Source organism: Streptomyces sp. NPDC051452 (assembly GCF_044454765.1).
In the GTDB taxonomy this organism is placed as follows: domain Bacteria; phylum Actinomycetota; class Actinomycetes; order Streptomycetales; family Streptomycetaceae; genus Streptomyces.
Genome location: NZ_JBITEB010000001.1, coordinates 470,582 through 489,847 on the forward strand (window position 1 = coordinate 470,582; position 19,266 = coordinate 489,847).

Annotated in this window: 1 protein-coding gene; it reads left to right on the plus strand. The window is 75.6% G+C overall.

Annotation, left to right across the window (positions count from 1 at the left end):
* Positions 1 to 279 precede the first annotated feature (279 nt).
* Positions 280 to 18,933 (plus strand): non-ribosomal peptide synthase/polyketide synthase, encoded by an 18,654-nt coding sequence (locus ACIBA9_RS02095; RefSeq protein ID WP_399359421.1) that lies wholly within the window; start codon positions 280 to 282, stop codon positions 18,931 to 18,933.
* Positions 18,934 to 19,266: the final 333 nt, after the last annotated feature.

Genomic DNA, 19,266 nt, shown 5'->3' on the forward strand with positions numbered 1-19,266 from the left:
GACGACCGGGCCGTGATCGCCGACCCCTGAACCTCGGTCCGCACGTCCCGGCCTCCGGCCCGCACCCACCCGGGGCGCCGTCGCGGCCGGACACCACCCGTCGTCCGCCCGCCGGTTCACCCCGCGCCCCGCCCCCGGTGTGCCCGACCGCGCCGCCCGCCCCGCCGCACGGGTACGGCGTGCCCGCCGGCCTCCTCGCATCACGTGGGTCCGAGCGTCACGCGCGTCCGACCCCGTACCCCGCGCCGCATCGTCCCGCTCTGCAGAAGGACTTCACCCATGACGGACCTGCACGACAAGCCCGCACCGGCGTCCTCCCCGGCACCGGCCGGCCGCACCGCCGGGACGCCGGAGAGCGCCGTGGCCCCGGCGCGGCCGCAGCCGACGCTCGGCGAGTTGTTCATGGCGTGGGTGGCCCGGACCCCGGACGCGCCGGCCCTCACCGACGGCAGCCGCACCTGGAGCTACCGGGAACTGGCCGCCCGCGCGGACCGGTTGGCGGGTCGGCTCGTGCGCGGGGGAGCGGGGCCCGACCGCGTGGTCGCCCTGGCCCTGCCGCGCTCGATGGAGCTGATAGCGGCGGAGCTGGCCGTGGCCCGGGCGGGCGCGGCCTTCCTGCCCGTGGACCCCGCCTACCCCGCCGAGCGCCGGGCGCTGATGCTCGACGACGCCGGGCCCGCGGTCACCCTCGACGACCTCGGCGAGGTCCGCGGCCTGCTGGAGGCCGGGGACACCGCGAACACCCCCTGCACCGCCGTCACGGCCGGCCTCGACCACGCGGCCTACGTGATCTACACCTCCGGCTCCACCGGCACCCCGAAGGGCGTGACCGTGACCCACCGCGGCATCGGCCCCTTCGCGGCGGCCGCCGCCGAACGGTACGCCGTGGGCCCCGGCGACCGCGTGCTGCAGTTCTCCTCGCCCAGCTTCGACGCCTCCGTCCTGGAACTCTTCATATCCGTCCTGTCCGGCGCGACCCTCGTGGTGCCGCCGGACGGCCCGTGGCTGGGCGACGAACTCGCCGCCGTCCTCGACCGCCACCGCATCACCCACGCCCTCATCCCACCGGCCGCCCTCGCCACCCTCCCGGACCCGGCCGAGGGCACCGCCGCCCATCTGCGCACCCTGATCGTGGGGGCCGAGGCCTGCCCCGCCGCGCTCGTCGACCGCTGGGCCCCCGGCCGCCGCATGATCAACTCCTACGGCCCCACCGAGACGACCATCGTCGCCACCTGGACCGGCCCGCTCACCGCCGGCCGGGGCACACCCACGATCGGCGACGCCCTGCCGCACACCCGGGTGTACGTCCTCGACGCCGGGCTGCGCCCCGTACCGCCCGGCGCCGACGGCGAGTTGTTCGTGGGCGGCGACGCGCTGGCCCGCGGCTATCTGGGCCGGCCGGGCCTGACGGCCGCCCGCTTCGTGGCCGACCCCTTCACGGCGGGCGGCCGCCTCTACCGCACCGGGGACCGGGCCCGCTGGACCGCCGACGGGGAACTGGAGTACCTCGGCCGGCTCGACCGGCAGGTGAAGGTCCGCGGTTTCCGGATCGAACCGGGCGAGATCGAGGCGGCCCTGCGCCGGGCCGACTCGGTCGGCGAGGCCGTGGTCGTCGTCCGGGAGGACGAACCGGGACGGCAGCGCCTTGTCGGCTATGTCACCCCTGCCGATGCCTGCCACGCCCCCGACCCGGCGGCCCTGCGCGCGGCGATCGCCGGCACCCTGCCCGCGCACATGGTGCCGTCCGCCGTGGTGGTCCTCGACCGGCTGCCGCTCACCGCGCAGCACAAGATCGACCGGCAGGCCCTGCCCGCCCCCGGCCGCACCGAGACGGCCGGCCACGTGCCGCCGAGCACCCCGCACGAGCGCGCCCTCGCCGCGATCTGGGCGGACACCCTGGGCGTCGACGCCGTCGGCACGGCCGACGACTTCTTCGACCTGGGCGGTGACTCGATCCTCGCCGCCCGCACCCTGGCCCGGATCCGGGACGACCTGGGCGTCCGGCTGACGGTCCGGGACGTCTTCACCGCGCGCACCATCGCCGCCCTGGCCCCGCTGCTCGGCGATCCGGCCACCGCCGCGCCCACCGAACCGATCCCGCCCGCCCCGCGCGAGGGCACCCTGCCGCTGTCCAGCGCGCAGCGCCGGCTGTGGTTCCTGGACGACCTCACCGCCGGGGGCACCGAGTACAACACCGGCGTGTCGCTGCGTCTGCGCGGCACGCCGGATCCGGACGCCCTGCGCCGCGCCCTGCACCGGCTGGCCGCCCGCCACGACTCGCTGCGCACCACGTTCACCACGGTCGACGGTCAGGGCGTCCAGCGTGTCGCGTCCGAACCCCGGCTGCCGCTGCGGACGGCCGACCTCGGCGACGTACCCGCGGACCGCCGCGCCGAGGCCGCCGAAGGGCTGCTCGCCGACGAGCTGGGCCGGCCCTTCGACCTGGCGGCCGGCCCGCTCACCCGCGCCCTGCTCGTGCGGCTCGCCGACGACGACCACCTGCTGCTCCTGGCGCAGCACCACATCGTCACCGACGGCTGGTCCGTGGGTGTCCTCACCCGCGAACTCGCCGCCCTCTACGACGCCGAGGTCACCGGCGGGCCGGACGCCCTGCCCGCCCCCGGCGTGCAGTACCCCGACTTCGCCGTGTGGGAGCAGCGGCAGCGGGCCGACGGCACGGACGTGGACGACCTCGCCTACTGGAGACGGCAGCTGACGGACATTCAGCATCTGGAACTGCCCACGGACCGGCCCCGGCCCGCCGTCCGCACCACCGCCGGCGCGGCGCACCGGCACCATCTCCCGGCGGATCTGGTGGGCCGGCTGCGGCACCTCGCCCAGGGACGCGGTACGACCGTGTTCACCCTGTTCGCGGGCGCCTGCGCACTGCTGTTCTCCCGCTACTCCGGGCAGCGGGACGTGGCCTTCGGCACCGTCACCAACGGGCGGGGCCGCCGTGACCTGGAGGACGTGGCGGGCTTCTTCGCCAACACCGTGGTCCTGCGCGGCGAGGTGGACGAGCGGTCCACCGTGGACCGGTTCGTGGAGAGCGTGCGGGCGATGCTGCTGGACGCCTTCGCCCACGATGCGGTGCCCTTCGACCGGGTGGTGGAGGAACTCGCGCCGCCCCGCGACCCCAGCCGCACCCCGCTGGTACAGGCGCTCGTCGTCCAGCAGACCCCCGCCGACCTGCCGGCGCACGCCGGCGGCCTGCGCTTCGACGACCATCCGCTGCCCCGCCCGGCCGCCCGCTTCGACCTGGTGCTGGAGTTCGCCCCGGACGCGGACGGCGGCTGCGCGCTGACCGCCGAGTTCAACACCGACCTGTTCGAGGCGTCGACCGCGGCCCGGCTCTGCCGCCATCTGCACCGCCTGCTGGAGGGCATGGCCGACGGCCCGAACCGGACGCTGGCCGAACTGCCCATGCTCACCGGCGACGAACAGCGCACCCTGGTGGACAGCTGGAACCCGCCGGCGCGGCACGCCCGCGACACCGGGGGCGCCACCCTGCCCGAGCTGTTCCGGGCACAGGTGGCCCGAACCCCCGACCGGACGGCGGTGGTCTGCGGCCCGCACCGGCTGGACTACGCCGAGGTCGACCGGCGGGCCAACCGCCTGGCCCGGCTGCTGATCGCCCGCGGCGCCGGCCCGGAGACGCTGGTCGCCCTGTGCCTGCCGCGCTCCGCCGACCTGGTACCCGTGCTGTGGGCGGTGCTCAAGACGGGCGCGGGCTACCTCCCCGTCGACCCCGCCTATCCGGCCGACCGCGTGCGCTTCATGCTCGACGACGCCGCGCCCGCCCTCGTCCTCGCGACCCCGGAGACCGCGGCCGCCCTGCCCGCCGACCGCGACCCCCTGATCCTGCGGGACGGCGAGCCGCTGGCCCCCGGGAACCGCACGGACCCCACGACGCCGGACCACGACCTCACCGACGGCGACCGGATCCGGCCGCTCACCCCCGACCACCCCGCGTACGTCATCTACACCTCGGGATCGACCGGCCGCCCGAAGGGTGTCGTGGTCACCCATCGCGGCGTCGCCGCACTGGCCGCCTGGGTGGAAGGCCGGTTCGGCCGCGACCGGCTGACGCATGTGGTCGCCTCCACCTCCCTCAACTTCGACGTGTCCGTCTTCGAGCTGCTGTGCCCCCTGCTGGTCGGCGGCACCGTCGAGGTCGTCGAGGACCTGCCGGCCCTCGCCGACGGGCCGACCGGTGCGCGGCGGGCCGGACTCGTCAGCGGGGTCCCCTCCGTGATCTCCCGGATCGTCACCGGCGGAACGGCCGCCGTGGCGGCGGACACCGTCGTCCTGGCCGGAGAGGCGCTGCCCCTGCAGACCGTGCGCGACCTGCGCGCCGCCATGCCGGGCTGCGAGATAGCCAACATCTACGGCCCCACCGAGGCCACCGTGTACGCCACCGCCTGGTTCGCCGGCGACCGGCTGCCCGACCAGGCCCCGCCCATCGGTAGCCCGATCGCCCTCACCAGGGCCTACGTCCTCGACCACACCTTGCGCCCGCAACCCCCGGGCGTCACCGGCGAGTTGTACCTCGGCGGCGCCGGCCTGGCCCGCGGCTACCTGCGCCGCCCCGGACTGACCGCGACCCGCTTCCTCGCCGACCCCTTCGGCGCCCCGGGCGAGCGCATGTACCGCACCGGGGACCTGGCGCGCCGGCGCGCGGACGGACAGCTGGAGTACGTCGGCCGGATCGACCAGCAGGTGAAGGTGCGCGGCTTCCGCATCGAACTGGGCGAGGTCGAGGAGGCACTGCGCGGCTGCCCGGGCGTGGCGGAGGCGGCGGCCGCCACCGCCGAGAGCGACGGACACCGGCGCCTGGTCGGCTACGTCGTCCCCGCCCCCGGCGCACACGTCACCCCGGAAGCGGTACGCCGGGCGCTCGGCCGCACCCTGCCGGACTACATGGTCCCCTCGACCGTCGTACCGCTGGCGGCGCTGCCGCTGAACCCCAACGGCAAGCTCGACCGCGGCCGGCTGCCCGACCCGGGGCCGGCCGTGCGCGCCGTCCACCACGTGCCGCCCCGCACACCCGCCGAGCGCACCCTCGCCGCGATCCTGGCCGACGTCCTGCACGTGGAGCGGGTCGGCGTCGACGACAACTTCTTCGAGCTGGGCGGCGACTCCATCCTCAGCATCCAGGTGGTGGCCCGGGCTCGGCAGGAAGGCCTGATGCTGACCTCCCGCGACGTCTACCAGCACCAGACCGTCGCCGCCCTCGCCCGCTGCGCGACGGCCGCCGCCGCGCCCGCGCCCGCCACCGGCCCCACCCCGGACGAGGCCTCCGGCCCGGCCCCCCTGACCCCCATCCAGCACTGGCTGTTCGACACCGCCGCCGAAGGGGCCGCCCACTTCGCCCAGGCCCTGTCGGTCGCACTGCCCGAGGACCTGGACCCGGCCGCGCTCCAGGACGCCCTCGGCGACCTGGTCGACCACCACGACGCCCTGCGCTCCCGCTTCGTGCCCGCCGACGACGGCTCCGGCGCGATGCGCTGGCACATCGACGAGCGGGCGCCCCGGATCACGCTCGCCCACCACACCGGGCCGGACACCGACACCCCGCACTTCGGCCCGTTCGACCTGGCCCGGGGACCACTGCTGCGGGCCGTGCTGCACGACCGCGGCCCCGGCCGGCCGCGCGTCCTGCACCTGGCCGTGCACCACCTGGTCGTCGACGGCGTCTCCTGGCGGGTGCTGCTGGAGGACCTCGACCGCGCCTACCGCGCCCGGCGGGCCGGCGACGACGGCGCGGCCGCGCTGCCCGCCAGGTCCTCGGCGCTACGGCACTGGGCGCGCCGGCTGACCGCCCACGCCGCCGCCGGCGGCTTCGCCGACGAGAGCGCGTACTGGAACGAGGCGCTCCCCGAGTCCGAGCCGGCCCTCCCGGCCGACTCGACCGGCGCCGACACCTACGCCTCACAACGCTCGGTGACCGTACGGCTGACCCGCGAGGACACCGCCCTCCTGCTGCGCACCCTGCCCGACACCTACCGCACCCAGGTCAACGACGTGCTGCTCAGCGCCCTCGGACGGGCGCTGTGCGGGTGGAGCGGTCGCGACCGGGTGGTGGTGGACGTCGAGGGACACGGCCGCGAGGAGCTCTTCGCCGACGTGGACCTCAGCCGCACCGTCGGCTGGTTCACCACCCGCCACCCCGTCGCCCTCGCCGTCGCCCAGGAGGCCGGCTGGGACGCGGTGCTGAAGCAGGTCAAGGAGCAGCTGCGGGCCGTACCCCGGCACGGGCTCGGCTACGACGCGCTGCGCCACCTGGCCACGCCGCAGCCGGCACCGCCCACCCCGGAGGCGCAGGTCAGCTTCAACTACCTGGGGCGGATGGGGCTGTCCGACGAGCCGGACGGCCTGTACCGCGGCACCGTGCGGCCGCTGGAGCTGGACGCCGACCCCCGGGGACCGCGCCCGCACCCGCTGGAGGTCGTGGGCCGACTGGACGGTGACGCACTGGAGTTCAGCTGGTTCTACTCAGAGCAGCGGTACCGGCACGACACGGTCGCGGACCTGGCCGGACGGTTCGCCGAGGCGCTGGCGGACCTCGCCCGGCACGCGGCCCGGCCGGACGCCGCCGGACGCACCCCGTCCGACTTCCCCCTGGCCCCGCTCGACCAGGCCACCGTGGACCGCATCGCGGGGGAGGACCCCGCGGCCGTGGAAGACGTCCTGCCGCTGACCCCGACCCAGGCCGGCATGCTCTTCCACGGCCTCTCCCAGGACGACCGCGGCGTCTACTTCCAGCAGCTGACCTTCGTCCTGGACGGCACCCCCGAGCCCCGTGCCCTCGCCGCCGCCTGGCAGCGGGTGACCGACCGCACCGCCGTCCTGCGCGGCCGGGTCGTCTGGCAGGACGTGCCCGAGCCGCTGTTCGTGGTCCAGCGCCACGCCACCGTACCCGTCACCCATCTGGACTGGCGCGGTCTGACGGACGACGAACGGCGGCTGCGGCTGGACGAGTTGCTGGACCGGGACCGCGCGGCGGGCATCGACCTGGCCCGGGCCCCGCTCCAGCGGCTGACGCTCGCCCGGGTGTCCGACACCGCCGTGCGCGTGGTGTGGTCCTTCCACCACCTGGTGCTCGACGGCTGGAGCCTCTTCCAGGTGCTCTCCGACGTCTTCACCGCCCACGGCGAGGACGGCGGGGACGCCCTGCCGGACCGGCGCCCCTACCGGGACTACGTGGCCTGGCTGCGCACCCGCGACCGTGCCGAGGCCGAAGCGCACTGGCGCGGACGGCTCACCGGACTGACCGAGACCACCGCCCTGCCCTACGACCGCGAGCCGCGAGAGTCCCACCGCGCCGAGTCCACCCGGGCGGTCCGGGTCGCCCTGCCGGCGGCCGGCACCCGCGCCCTGGAGGACTCCGCCCGGGCCTTGGGGGTCACCCTGAACACCCTCGTCCAGGGCGGCTGGGCTTTGCTGCTGGCCCGGCTGACGGGCCGGGACGAGGCCGTCTTCGGCACCACCGTGTCGGGCAGGCCGCCCGAGCTGCCCGGCGCCGAGTCCATGACGGGTCTGTTCATCACCACCCTGCCGACCCGGGTCACGGTCCCCGCCACCGGCACCCTGCGCGACTGGCTGCGCGGTCTGCAGCACGAGCAGAGCGAGGACCGCCGCTTCGACCACGTGGGACTCACCCGGATCCGTTCGTTCACCGAACTCCCGGAACGCGCAAACCTGTTCGACAGCATCGTCGTCTTCGAGAACTACCCGGTGGACGACGGTCTGGCCGCCGCGCACGGACTGCGCCTGAGCGACCTCGACGGCATCGAGACCACCAACTACCCGCTGAGCCTGGTCGCCTACCCGGGGGACGAACTGGCCCTGCGCCTCGGCTACGACCCGGAACTGTTCGACACCGCCACCGTCGAGCGGCTGGCCGAGTACCTCACCGTCGTGCTGGAGGGCATGGCCACCCTGCCCGAACGGCCGCCCGCCCGACTGCCGTTGCTCGTCCGGGACCGCCGCGAACAGGTGCTGCGCGACTGGAACGACACGGCCACCGCCCTCCCCGAGACCACTACCGCGCAGCTCTTCGCCGAACAGGTCGGGCGCATCCCCGACGCCGTAGCCCTGGAGGCCGGTGACGACCGGCTCACCTACCGCGAACTGGACCGCATGGCAGCCGGGTTGGCGGACCGCCTCACCGCTCTCGGCGTACGCCCCGAACGCCCGGTCGGTGTGCTGATGGACCGCTCCGTACCGCTGATCGTCGTCCAGCTGGCGCTCGTGCGCACCGGCGGGGTGTACGTCCCGCTGGACGGCCGGGCGCCGCACGAGCGACTGCGCCGGATGCTGGCCGAGGCGGGCGCCGACCTGCTGCTCACGGACGCCACGTGGGAGGAGACCGCGCACGCGGTACTCCCCGGCGACGGCGTCCTGCGCCTGGACGAGAGCGCCTCCCCGGCCGACGGCGACGCCCCGCTCCCCGGCGACGGCCTCTCACCACCCGGCTCGCATCCGGTGGCCGCCGGCTCCCCGACCACGGGCGCGGTCCACCCTGACAACACGCAGTACCTGATGTTCACTTCGGGCTCCACCGGCATCCCCAAGGGAGTGGCGGTACGCCAGCGCGACGTCGTCGCACTCGCCCTGGACCGTGCCTTCGCCGGACACGACCGAGTCCTCGTGCACTCCCCGCACGCCTTCGACGCCGCCACCTACGAGGTGTGGGTGCCGCTGCTGCGCGGCGGCACGGCGGTACTGGCCGAGCCCGCCGACCTGGACGCCGCGGCCGTCCGCCGCGCCGTCACCGAGCGGGGCGTGAGCTGCCTGTGGCTGACCGCCGGCCTGTTCCGCCTGCTGGCCCAGGAGGACCCCACCTGCCTGCGCGGCGCCCGCGAGGTGTGGACGGGCGGCGAGGCCGTGCCCGGCGCGGTCGTACGCCGTGTCCTGGACGCCTGCCCCGATCTCACCGTCGTCGACGGCTACGGCCCCACCGAGACCACCACCTTCGCCACCCGGCGCGCCTTCCGCTCCGGTGACCCGCTGCCCGCCGTCCTGCCCATCGGACGGCCCCTGGACAACACCCGCGTATACGTCCTGGACGACACCCTCCAGCCTCAACCGCCTGGTGTGCCAGGTGAGTTGTACATCGCCGGGGCCGGGGTGGCCCGGGGGTACGCGGGACGGCCGGGCGCGAGCGCGGCACGCTATGTCGCCGACCCGTTCGGGCCGCCCGGCGGCCGCATGTACCGCACCGGCGACATCGTGCGCTGGAGCGCGGAGGGCGAACTGCACTTCGTCGGCCGGGCCGACGACCAGATCAAGATCCGCGGCTTCCGTATCGAACCCGCCGAGATCGAGGCCCGGCTGACCGCCCACCCCGCCGTCGCCGAGGCGGTCGTGTCCCTGTACGAGGACGCCGGACGCAAACGCCTGGCCGCCCACCTCGTACCGGCCGACGGCGCCACCGTGCCCCCCGGCACAGCACTGCGCGCCCACCTGGCCGACGGCCTGCCCGACTACATGCTGCCCGCCGCGTTCGTGACCGTGCCCCGGCTGCCGCTGACGGCCAACGGCAAGGTCGACCGGCGGCGGCTGCCCGCCCCCGACTGGTCGGCGGGCGGCGAGCGCGCCCACCGCGCCCCGCGCACCGAGGCCGAACGCGTCCTCGCCGGGATCTGGGCCGACCTGCTCGGCCTGGAACGCGTCGGCGTCGACGACAACTTCTTCATGCTGGGCGGCGACTCCATCCTCAGCATCCAGGTCGTCTCCCGCGCCCGGGCGGCAGGCCTCACCCTCACGCCCCGCGACCTCTTCCGCCGCCCCACGATCGCCGAACTGGCCGCCGCCGGCGACACCGGCGCCCCGGTCGCCGGCACCGAAGCGGTCAGCGGCGAGGCCCCGCTCACCCCGATCCAGCACTGGTTCCTCGAGCCGCGGCCGGCGCACGCCGACTTCTTCAACCAGTCGGTCGTCGTCGAGGCACCCGGCACCGTCGACCCGGACGCCCTGCGACAGGCCCTCGCCGCCGTGTGGGCCCGGCACGACGCCCTGCGCTCGAGGTTCGTCACCACCGACGACGGCACCTGGCACCAGTACGTCACCGACGCGGACGCCCCCGCGCCCGAGCTGCTCGAGGTCTGCCCCCTCGACCCGGCGACCGCCGAGGAGACCGAGGCCCGCCACACGGCGGACGCCCACGCCGCGTTCCGCCTCGACACCGGCCCGCTGCTCACCGCCCGGCTGTTCACCACCGACGGCACCCGGCCCGACCGGCTGCTGCTGGCCGCGCACCACCTGGTGGTCGACGGCGTCTCCTGGCGCATCCTGCTGGAGGACCTGGAGACCGCCTACCGGCAGGCCGCGGCGGGAGAACCCGTACACCTGCCCGAGCGCACCACCTCCGTCCGTGAATGGGCACGCCGGCTGCGTGCCCACACCGACGCCGGCGGCTTCGCCGCACAGCGCGCCTACTGGGAGACGGCCGCCCGGCACTGCGCCACGCCGCTGCCGGTCGACGGCGACGGCGGCAACACCACCGCCGACGTCGCCGAGGTCACCGTCCGCCTCGACCGGGAGCACACCGACCGCCTCCTGCGCACCGTCCCCGGCGTCTACCGCACCCGCGTCGACGACGTGCTGCTCACCGCGCTGGGCCGGGCGCTCACCGACTGGACCGGACGCGACACCGTCGCCGTCGGCCTGGAAGGGCACGGCCGCGAGGACCAGTTGTTCGAGGACATCGACCTGTCCCGCACCATCGGCTGGTTCACCTCGCTCTTCCCCCTCGCCCTGCACGTCCCGGCGGGGGACTGGGGGAGCGCGCTGAAGGCGGTGAAGGAACAGCTGCGGGCCGTACCCGACCGGGGCCTCGGCCACGGCGCCCTGCGCCACCTCGCCCGCGACGAACGGATCGCGGCGGCACCCACGCCCGGCATCAGCTTCAACTACCTCGGCCGGTTCGACTGGTCCGCGGGTGGCGGCACCCTGGTCGGCTCGGTGCCCGGCGGCCTCGGCGGCGCGGAGGCGCCCGGCACCGAACGGGCCCACCTGCTGGACGTCGTGGCCCGGGTCGAGGACGACCGGCTGGAGATCACCTGGTACCACAGCCGCGGACGGCACCACGCGGAGACCGTCACCGCGCTCGCCGAGGGCATGCTGCGCGCCCTCCGGGACATCGTCGCCCACTGCGCGGGCCCGGACGCGGGCGGCCGTACCCCGTCGGACTTCCCCCTCGCCCGCCTGGACCAGACCGCGGTGGACCGCATCGCCGGCGACGGCCGGGAGACCGACGACATCCTGCCGCTGACCCCGATGCAGTCGGGCATGCTCTTCCACAGCCTGCTCGACCCCGGGGGCCGCACCTACGTCAACCAGGTCCAACTGGTGCTCTCCGGCGTCACCGACCCGCACGCCCTCGCCGAGGCGTGGCAGCAGGCCACCGACACCAACCCGGTCCTGCGCACCCACCTCGTATGGCAGGAGACCCCCGAACCGGTCCAGGTCGTACGGCGCCACGCCACCGTCCCCGTCACCCACCACGACTGGACCGGGTGGCCCGCCGACCGGTGCGAGGCCGAACTGGACCGGCTGATCGCCGAGGACCGGGAGGCCGGCATCGACCTCGGGTCGGCGCCCCTGACGCGGCTGACCCTGATCCGGCTCGCCCCGGACCGCGTACGCCTCGTATGGACCTTCCACCACGTCCTGCTCGACGGCTGGAGCGCCGCCCAGCTCTTCGACGAGGTGTGCGAGCGGTACGCGGCGCTGACCGCCGGACGCCCCCCGTTGGTGCCCGAACGCCGGCCCTTCGGCGACTATCTGCGCTGGCTCGCCGGGCAGGACACGGCCCGCGCCGAACAGTACTGGCGCGACACCCTCGCCGGGTTCCCGGCCCCGACCGAACTCCCCAGGGACCGCCGGCCGGCCGAGGCCCACCACGGCTCCTCGTCGGGCACGGTACGGGTGACCCTCGACGCCGCCGTCTCCGGCCGGCTCCGGGACACGGCCCAGCGCGCGGGCCTGACCCTCAACACCGTCCTGCAGGGCGCGTGGGCGCTGCTGCTGTCCCGCTACGGCGGCGGCGACGACGTCGCCTTCGGCACGACCGTCTCCGGCCGGCCCGCCGAACTGCCCGGCGTGACCGCCATGGTGGGCCTGTTCATCAACACCCTGCCCACCCGGGCCCGCGTCGACGGACGGCGCCCGCTGCTGGAGTGGCTGCGCGAGCTGCAGACCGCCCAGTCGGAGGCCCGCCGCCACGACTTCGTCTCCCTGGCCCAGGTGCAGACCTGGAGCGAGGTGCCCGGGGGCACCAACCTGTTCGACTCCATCGTGGTCTTCGAGAACTATCCCTTCGACGAGGGCGCGCTGGCCCGGCACGGCCTGGCCATGGAGACGGAACGGGACCTGGAACCCACCAACTACCCGCTCAGCGTGGTCGTCGCCCCCGGAACCGCCCTGACCGTCAACCTCGACCACGACCCGGCCGTCTTCGACGCGGCGACGGTACGGGGACTGGGGGAGGGCCTGCGCACCCTGCTGACGGAGATGGCCCACGACCCGGACCGCCCCCTGGCCGACCTCCCGCTCCAAAGCCCCGGCCAGGGACGCGCCCTCCTCGACCGGTTCGCCGGGCCCCGCGTCCGGGCGCCGCGCGACACCCTGCCCGAGGCCTTCGGCCGGCAGGCCGCACGCACCCCCGACGCCCCCGCCGTGCTGGCCGGGGAGGACCGCCTCACCTACCGCGAACTCGACGAGCGCTCCAACCGGCTGGCCCGTCGGCTGCTCGCCGCCGGCGCGGGCCCCGAGCGCTTCGTCGCGCTCGCCCTGCCCCGCACCGCCGACCTGATCGTGGCACTCCTGGCCATCCTCAAGAGCGGCGCCGGCTACCTCCCGGTGGACCCCCGCTACCCGGCCGAGCGCGTCGCCTTCCTCTTCGAGGACGTACGGCCCGACGCCGTGATCACCACCGCCGGCACCGCGGACCGGCTCCCCGAAGGCGCCTTCGCCCGCATCCTGCTGGACGAACCAGCCCCGGCCACCCCCTCGGACGCCCCCATCGGCGCCGAGGAGCGGCCCGCCACCCTGCTGCCCGACCACCCCGCCTACGTCATCCACACCTCCGGCTCCACCGGCCGCCCCAAGGGCGTCGTCGTCAGCCACGCCTCGGTGCTGGCCCTGACCGACTGGGCCGCGGCCGAGTTCGCCGGCCGGGGACTGGAGCACGTGGTGGCCTCCACCTCGCTCAACTTCGACGTGTCCGTCTTCGAGATCTTCTCGCCGCTGCTGTCCGGCGGCCGCGTGGAGCTGGTCCGCGACCTGCTCGACCTCGCCGAGCGCCCCGAACCCTGGCGTGCCGGTCTGCTCAGCGCGGTGCCCTCCGCGCTGGACCGGCTGCTGGCGGAGGGCACCGTGCGCGTCACCGCGGACACGGTGGTGCTGGCCGGCGAGGGGCTGCCCGCCCGGACCGTCGGCCGGGTACGCGCCGCGATCCCCGGCTGCCGGGTGCACAACATCTACGGCCCGACCGAGGCCACCGTCTACGCCACCGCCTTCACCTGCGATGCCGCCGACCCCGACCGCGACCCGCCGATCGGCCGGCCCCTCGGCGGCGCCCGGGCCTACGTCCTGGACGACCGGATGCGCCCGGTGCCCGTCGGCGCGCCCGGCGAGCTGTACCTCGCCGGCACCGGCGTGGCACGCGGCTATCTGCGCCGGTCCGGCCTGACCGCGTCCCGCTTCCTGCCCGACCCCTTCGGACCGCCCGGCGGACGCATGTACCGCACCGGCGACCTGGTGCGCTGGACCGGCGACGGCGACCTGGTCTACCTCGGCCGCGGCGACGACCAGGTCAAGGTCCGCGGCTTCCGTATCGAACTCGGCGAGGTCGAGGCCGCGTTGGCCCGGCACCCCGCCGTGACCGCGGCGGCGGCCCGGGTGGTCGAACAGGACGGCCACCGCCGCCTGGTCGGCTACGCGGTACCCCGCGCCGCCACTCTGCCCGACCCGGCCGACCTGCGCGCCTTCCTCGCCCGCAGCCTCCCCGACCATCTGATCCCGGCGCTGGTCGTGCCGTTGGAGCGGCTGCCGCTCGGCGCCACCGGCAAGCTGGACCGGCGCGCGCTGCCCGCACCCGAGTGGGCGGCCCAGGGATCCGACGGCGGCCGCCCGCCGCGCACCGAGACGGAACGGACCCTCGCGGCGATCTGGTCCGAGGTGCTCGGTGTGCTCGAAGTCGGCGCCGACGACAACTACTTCAACCTCGGCGGCGACTCCGTGCTGGGCATCCAGATCGTCTCCGCCGCCCGCCGGGCCGGACTCACCCTGACCCCCCGGCACCTGTTCACCCACCAGAGCCTCGCCGAACTCGCCCGCGCCGCCGAGGACCTGCGGGCACCGGACGCATGCGTCGCGGCCGAACAGGGCCCGGTGACCGGAGACGTCCCCCTCACCCCCGTACAGCACTGGCTGTTCGACACCCTCACCGGCGACCCGGCCCACTTCAGCCAGGCCGTCTCCTACGAAGTGGCGGCGGACACCGACGAGGCGCCGCTGCGGGCCGCCCTGGCCTCCGTACTGGAGCGGCACGACGCGCTACGGCTGCGCTTCGAGCGGACCGAGGACGGACGCTGGCGGCAACACGGCACCTCGTCCGGCGCCGCCCCACACCTCGAAGTGCACCCCGGAGTCGACCGCGCCACCGGGCCGCGCGAGGTGGCCGAAACCCTCGCCACCGCCTTCGACCTGGCCGCCGGACCGCTGCTGCGCGCCGCGCTGTGCCGCCCCGCCGACGGCGGCCGGCCCGTCCTGGTGCTCGCCGCACACCACCTGGTCGTGGACGCGGTGTCCTGGCGGCTGATCCTGGAGGACCTGGACAGCGCCTACCAGGCCCTGCGGGACGGCGGCCGCCCGGACCTCGGCCCCAAGACCACCTCGCTGCGCACCTGGGCGGAGCGGCTCACCGCCCACACCGAAGCCGGCGGCTTCGACGCCGAACGCGCCCACTGGCAGGGCCTCGACGCCGACGTCCGGCTGCCGGCCGACCACAGCGGCGGCGCCAACACCGGCGCCGTCGAGGAGAGCGTCACGGACGGCCTCGACGCCGAGGACACCCAACGGCTGCTCAAGGACGTCCCGGAGGCGTACCGCACCCGCGTCAACGACGTGCTGCTGTGCGCGCTCGGCCGGGTCCTGGCCCGCTGGACGGGACGCGACCGGGTGGCGGTGACCCTGGAGGGACACGGCCGCGAGGAACTCTTCGACGACGTCGACCTCACCCGGACCGTAGGCTGGTTCACCACGCTGTACCCGGTCGCTCTGGACGTGCCCCGCGACGCGGACACCGGCACGGTCCTGAAGACCGTCAAGGAGAACCTGCGCGCCGTACCGTGCGGCGGCATCGGCTACGGCGCCCTGCGCCACCTGCACCCCACGGGCCTCACGGACCTGCCGGACCTGCCGCGGATCTGCTTCAACTACCTGGGCCGGCAGGACGCGAACACCACGACCGGCGGTCTGCTGCACGCGCCCCACGGCGGCCTCACCGGCGGCATGGACCGCTCGGCGGACCGGCCCTACCTGCTCGACGTCCTCGGGCAGGTGACCGACGGGCGGTTGCGGTTCACCTGGTCCTACTCCCGCGAGGTGCACCGCCGGGAGACCGTGGCCCGGCTCGCGGCCGAACTCGCCTCCGAACTGCGCGCGATCGTCCGGCACTGCGCCGAACCCGGCGCCGGCGGCCGGACCCCGTCCGACTTCCCCCTCGCCCCGCTCGACCAGGCGGCCGTCGACCGGCTCGCCGGTGACGGCGGCGACGTACTGGACGTGTATCCGCTCACGCCGACCCAGACCGGCATGGTCGTGCACGCCCTGGACGACGCCGCGCACGGTCTGTACATCGAGCAGATCACCTTCGAGGTGGACGGCGCGGGCGACACCCGGCAGCAGGCCGCGGCCTGGCAGTACGTCGTCGATCACACCCCCGTCCTGCGCACCTCCGTCGCCCTGCGCGACGTACCCGTGCCGCTGCAGATCGTCCACCGCGACGCACCGCTGCCGGTCACCGAGCACGACTGGAGCGCCCTGCCGGCCGACGACCGGGCGGCCCGGCTGGAGCGGCTGCTCGCCGAGGAGCGGGCGCGCGGCATCGACCTCGAACGCGCCCCGCTGATGCGACTCGCCCTGGTCCGCCTCGGATCCGGCACCGTGCGCGTGGTGTGGACCTTCCACCACGTCCTGCTCGACGGCTGGAGCGTCTTCCACGTCCTGTCCGACGTGCTGGCCGCACACGCCGCGACGGCCCGCGGCGAGCGGCCGCGGCTTCCCGAGCGCAGGCCGTTCGCGGACTACGCGGCCTGGCTCGCCGCCCGTGACACCGGCCGGGCGGAGCGGCACTGGCGCACCGCCCTGGCGGGCCTGACCACCCCGACCCCGCTGCCCTACGACCGCAGGCCCGCCCCCGGCGACACGGCCCGCTCCGGCACCTGGCTCTCCCAGTGCCTCGACACCGACGCGACGCGCCGGCTGCAGGAGTTCGCCCGACGGCACCGGCTCACCCTGAACACCGTGGTGCAGGGTGCCTGGGCGCTGCTGCTGGCGCGCTTCGGCGGAGCGCGCGAGGTGTGCTTCGGCACCACCGTCTCCGGCCGCCCCGCGGACCTGCCCGGCGCCGACACGATCACCGGCCTGTTCATCACCACCCTGCCCGCCCGGGTCACCGTCGACGGCACCGCGCACTGCGGCACCTGGCTGCGCGACCTCCAGGACGCCCGGGCCGAGGACCGGCGCTTCGACCACCTGCCGCTGGGCGAACTGCACGGCCTGAGCGAACTCCCGCCCGGCACCGCCCTGTTCGACAGCCTGGTGGTGTTCGAGAACTACCCCGTCGGCGACGCCACGGCCGGCGCTCACGGGCTCACCGTGCGCGACCTGGACGCCCGGGAGGCCACCAACTACCCGCTGGCCGTGGTCGTCTCGCCCGGGGACCGGCTCGCCGTCGAACTCGGCTACGACCCCCGGTACTTCGACCCGGCCACCGCCGCCTCGCTGGCCCGGCACCTGCTGCACACCCTGCACACGCTGGCCGAGTCGGACGGTACGGCACGTCTGGACGACCTCGACGTCCTGCCGTCCGCCGACCGGGCCCGGCTGATCCGCGGCCCCGTCCGCCCGGACCTCGGCCCCCTGCCGGCCACCACCCTGCCCGCCCTCGTCGAGGCGGCCGTGGACCGCTGGCCCACCCGCCCGGCCCTGCAGTCCCCGGACCGGCTGCTGTCCTTCGCTCAGGCCGAGACGGCGGCCAACCGCCTGGCGCACCGGCTCATCGCGCGCGGCGCGGGACCCGGCGCCCTCGTCGCGCTCCTGCTGCCCCGCTCCGCCGACATGGTGCTGGCGCAGTTGGCGGTGGCGAAGTCGGGCGCCGCGTTCCTGCCGGTCGACCCCGCCTACCCGGAGGAGCGGATCGCGCTGATGCTGCGCGACGCCGCCCCCACCCTCACCCTCGACGCCAAGGAGATCGCGGACCTGCTCACCGCACCCCCGGACGACACACCCGGGCACCGGCCCACCGACGCCGACCGGTCCCGCGCGCTCGACCCCGACGACCCGGCCTACGTCATCTACACCTCCGGCTCCACCGGCACCCCCAAGGGCGTCGTCGTCACCCACCGCGGCCTCGCCGCCTTCAGCGCCGCCGAGGCCGCCCACTACCAGGTGGCCCCCGGCGACCGGGTGCTGGCCTTCGCCACGCCCAGCTTCGACGCCTCCGTGCTGGAGCTGTGCGCGTCCCTGCCGCACGGCGCCCGGCTGGTGGTGCCGGTGCCCGGCCCGCTGCTCGGCGCCGAACTCGCCGGTGTGCTGCGGAGCGGACGCATCACCCACACCCTGCTGCCGCCGGCCGCGCTCGCCACCCTGCCGCCGGACACGCCCGGCACACTGCCCGACCTGAAGACCCTCATCGTCGGCGCCGACGCGTGCGGAGCCGACCTCGTCGCCCGGTGGGCCCCGCACCACCGCATGGTCAACTCCTACGGGCCGACGGAGGCGACCGTCGTCGCCACCTGGTCCGCGCCCCTGGAACCGGACGGCACCGCGCCGCCCATCGGCCGCCCGCTGCCCGCCACCGGCGCCTACGTCCTCGACGCCCGGCTGCGGCCGGTGCCCGACGGTGTCGCCGGCGAACTGTGGCTGAGCGGGCCCGCCCTGGCCCGCGGCTACCTGGGCCGCCCCGGCCTGACCGCGGCCCGGTTCACCGCCGACCCGTTCGGGCCGCCCGGCACCCGCATGTACCGCACCGGCGACCTGGTGCGCCGCGACGGCCACGGCGAACTGCACTACCTGGGCCGCACCGACCACCAGCTCAAACTGCGCGGCCACCGCATCGAGGCGGGCGAGATCGAGGCCACCCTCGTGCGTCACCCCGCCGTGCTCGACGCCGTGGTGTCCGTACGCGAGGACGAACCGGGGCTGCCGCGCCTGGTCGCCCATCTGCTCACGGCTCCCGGCGCCGAGCCGCCGGCCGGCGCGGAGCTGCGCGCGCTGGCCGCCCGCTCCCTGCCGGCCCACATGGTCCCCTCGGCGTTCGTGGCGCTCGACCGGTTCCCGCTCACCGAGAGCGGCAAGACCGACCGGGCCGCCCTGCCCGCACCAGAACCGGCCGTCGAGCAGGCACGGGCCGAGTACGTGGCGCCGCGCACCCCCACCGAGGAGGCCCTCGCGGCCATCTGGGAGGAGACGCTCCAGACGACCGTGGGAGCCGAGGACGACTATCTGATGCTGGGCGGCGACTCCATGCGCGCCCTGCTCATCGCCTCCCGCGCCAACGACGCGTTCGGCGTCACGCTCACCCCTCGCGACGTCCTGGTCTCCCGCACCGTCGCCGCCCTGGCGGAACTGGTGGAGGAACAGGTGATGCGCGAACTCGAAGACGCCGCGTACGGCGGCCCCGACCACGACGAACGGTGAGGACCCCACAGCCATGACGTCTTCGAACCCCACAAACCCCTCCGGGCCCAACCCGGCGAACGCCTCCGGTCCCAACCCCGCGAACCCTGCGGGACCGAGCCCCCAGAACCCCTCTGGGCCGAGTCCGGCGAACCCTTCGGGGCCGAACCCCGCGAACTCTTCGGGGCCAAGCCCGGCGAACCCGTCGGGGCCGAGCGCGGCCACCCCGTCGGGGCCGAGCGCGGCCACCCCTTCGGGGCCGAACCCCGCGAACTCTTCGGGGCCGAGTTCGGCGATCCCGTCCGGGACGGACTCCGCGGCCTCCTCCGGGCCCGACTCGGTGAGCCGGTCCGG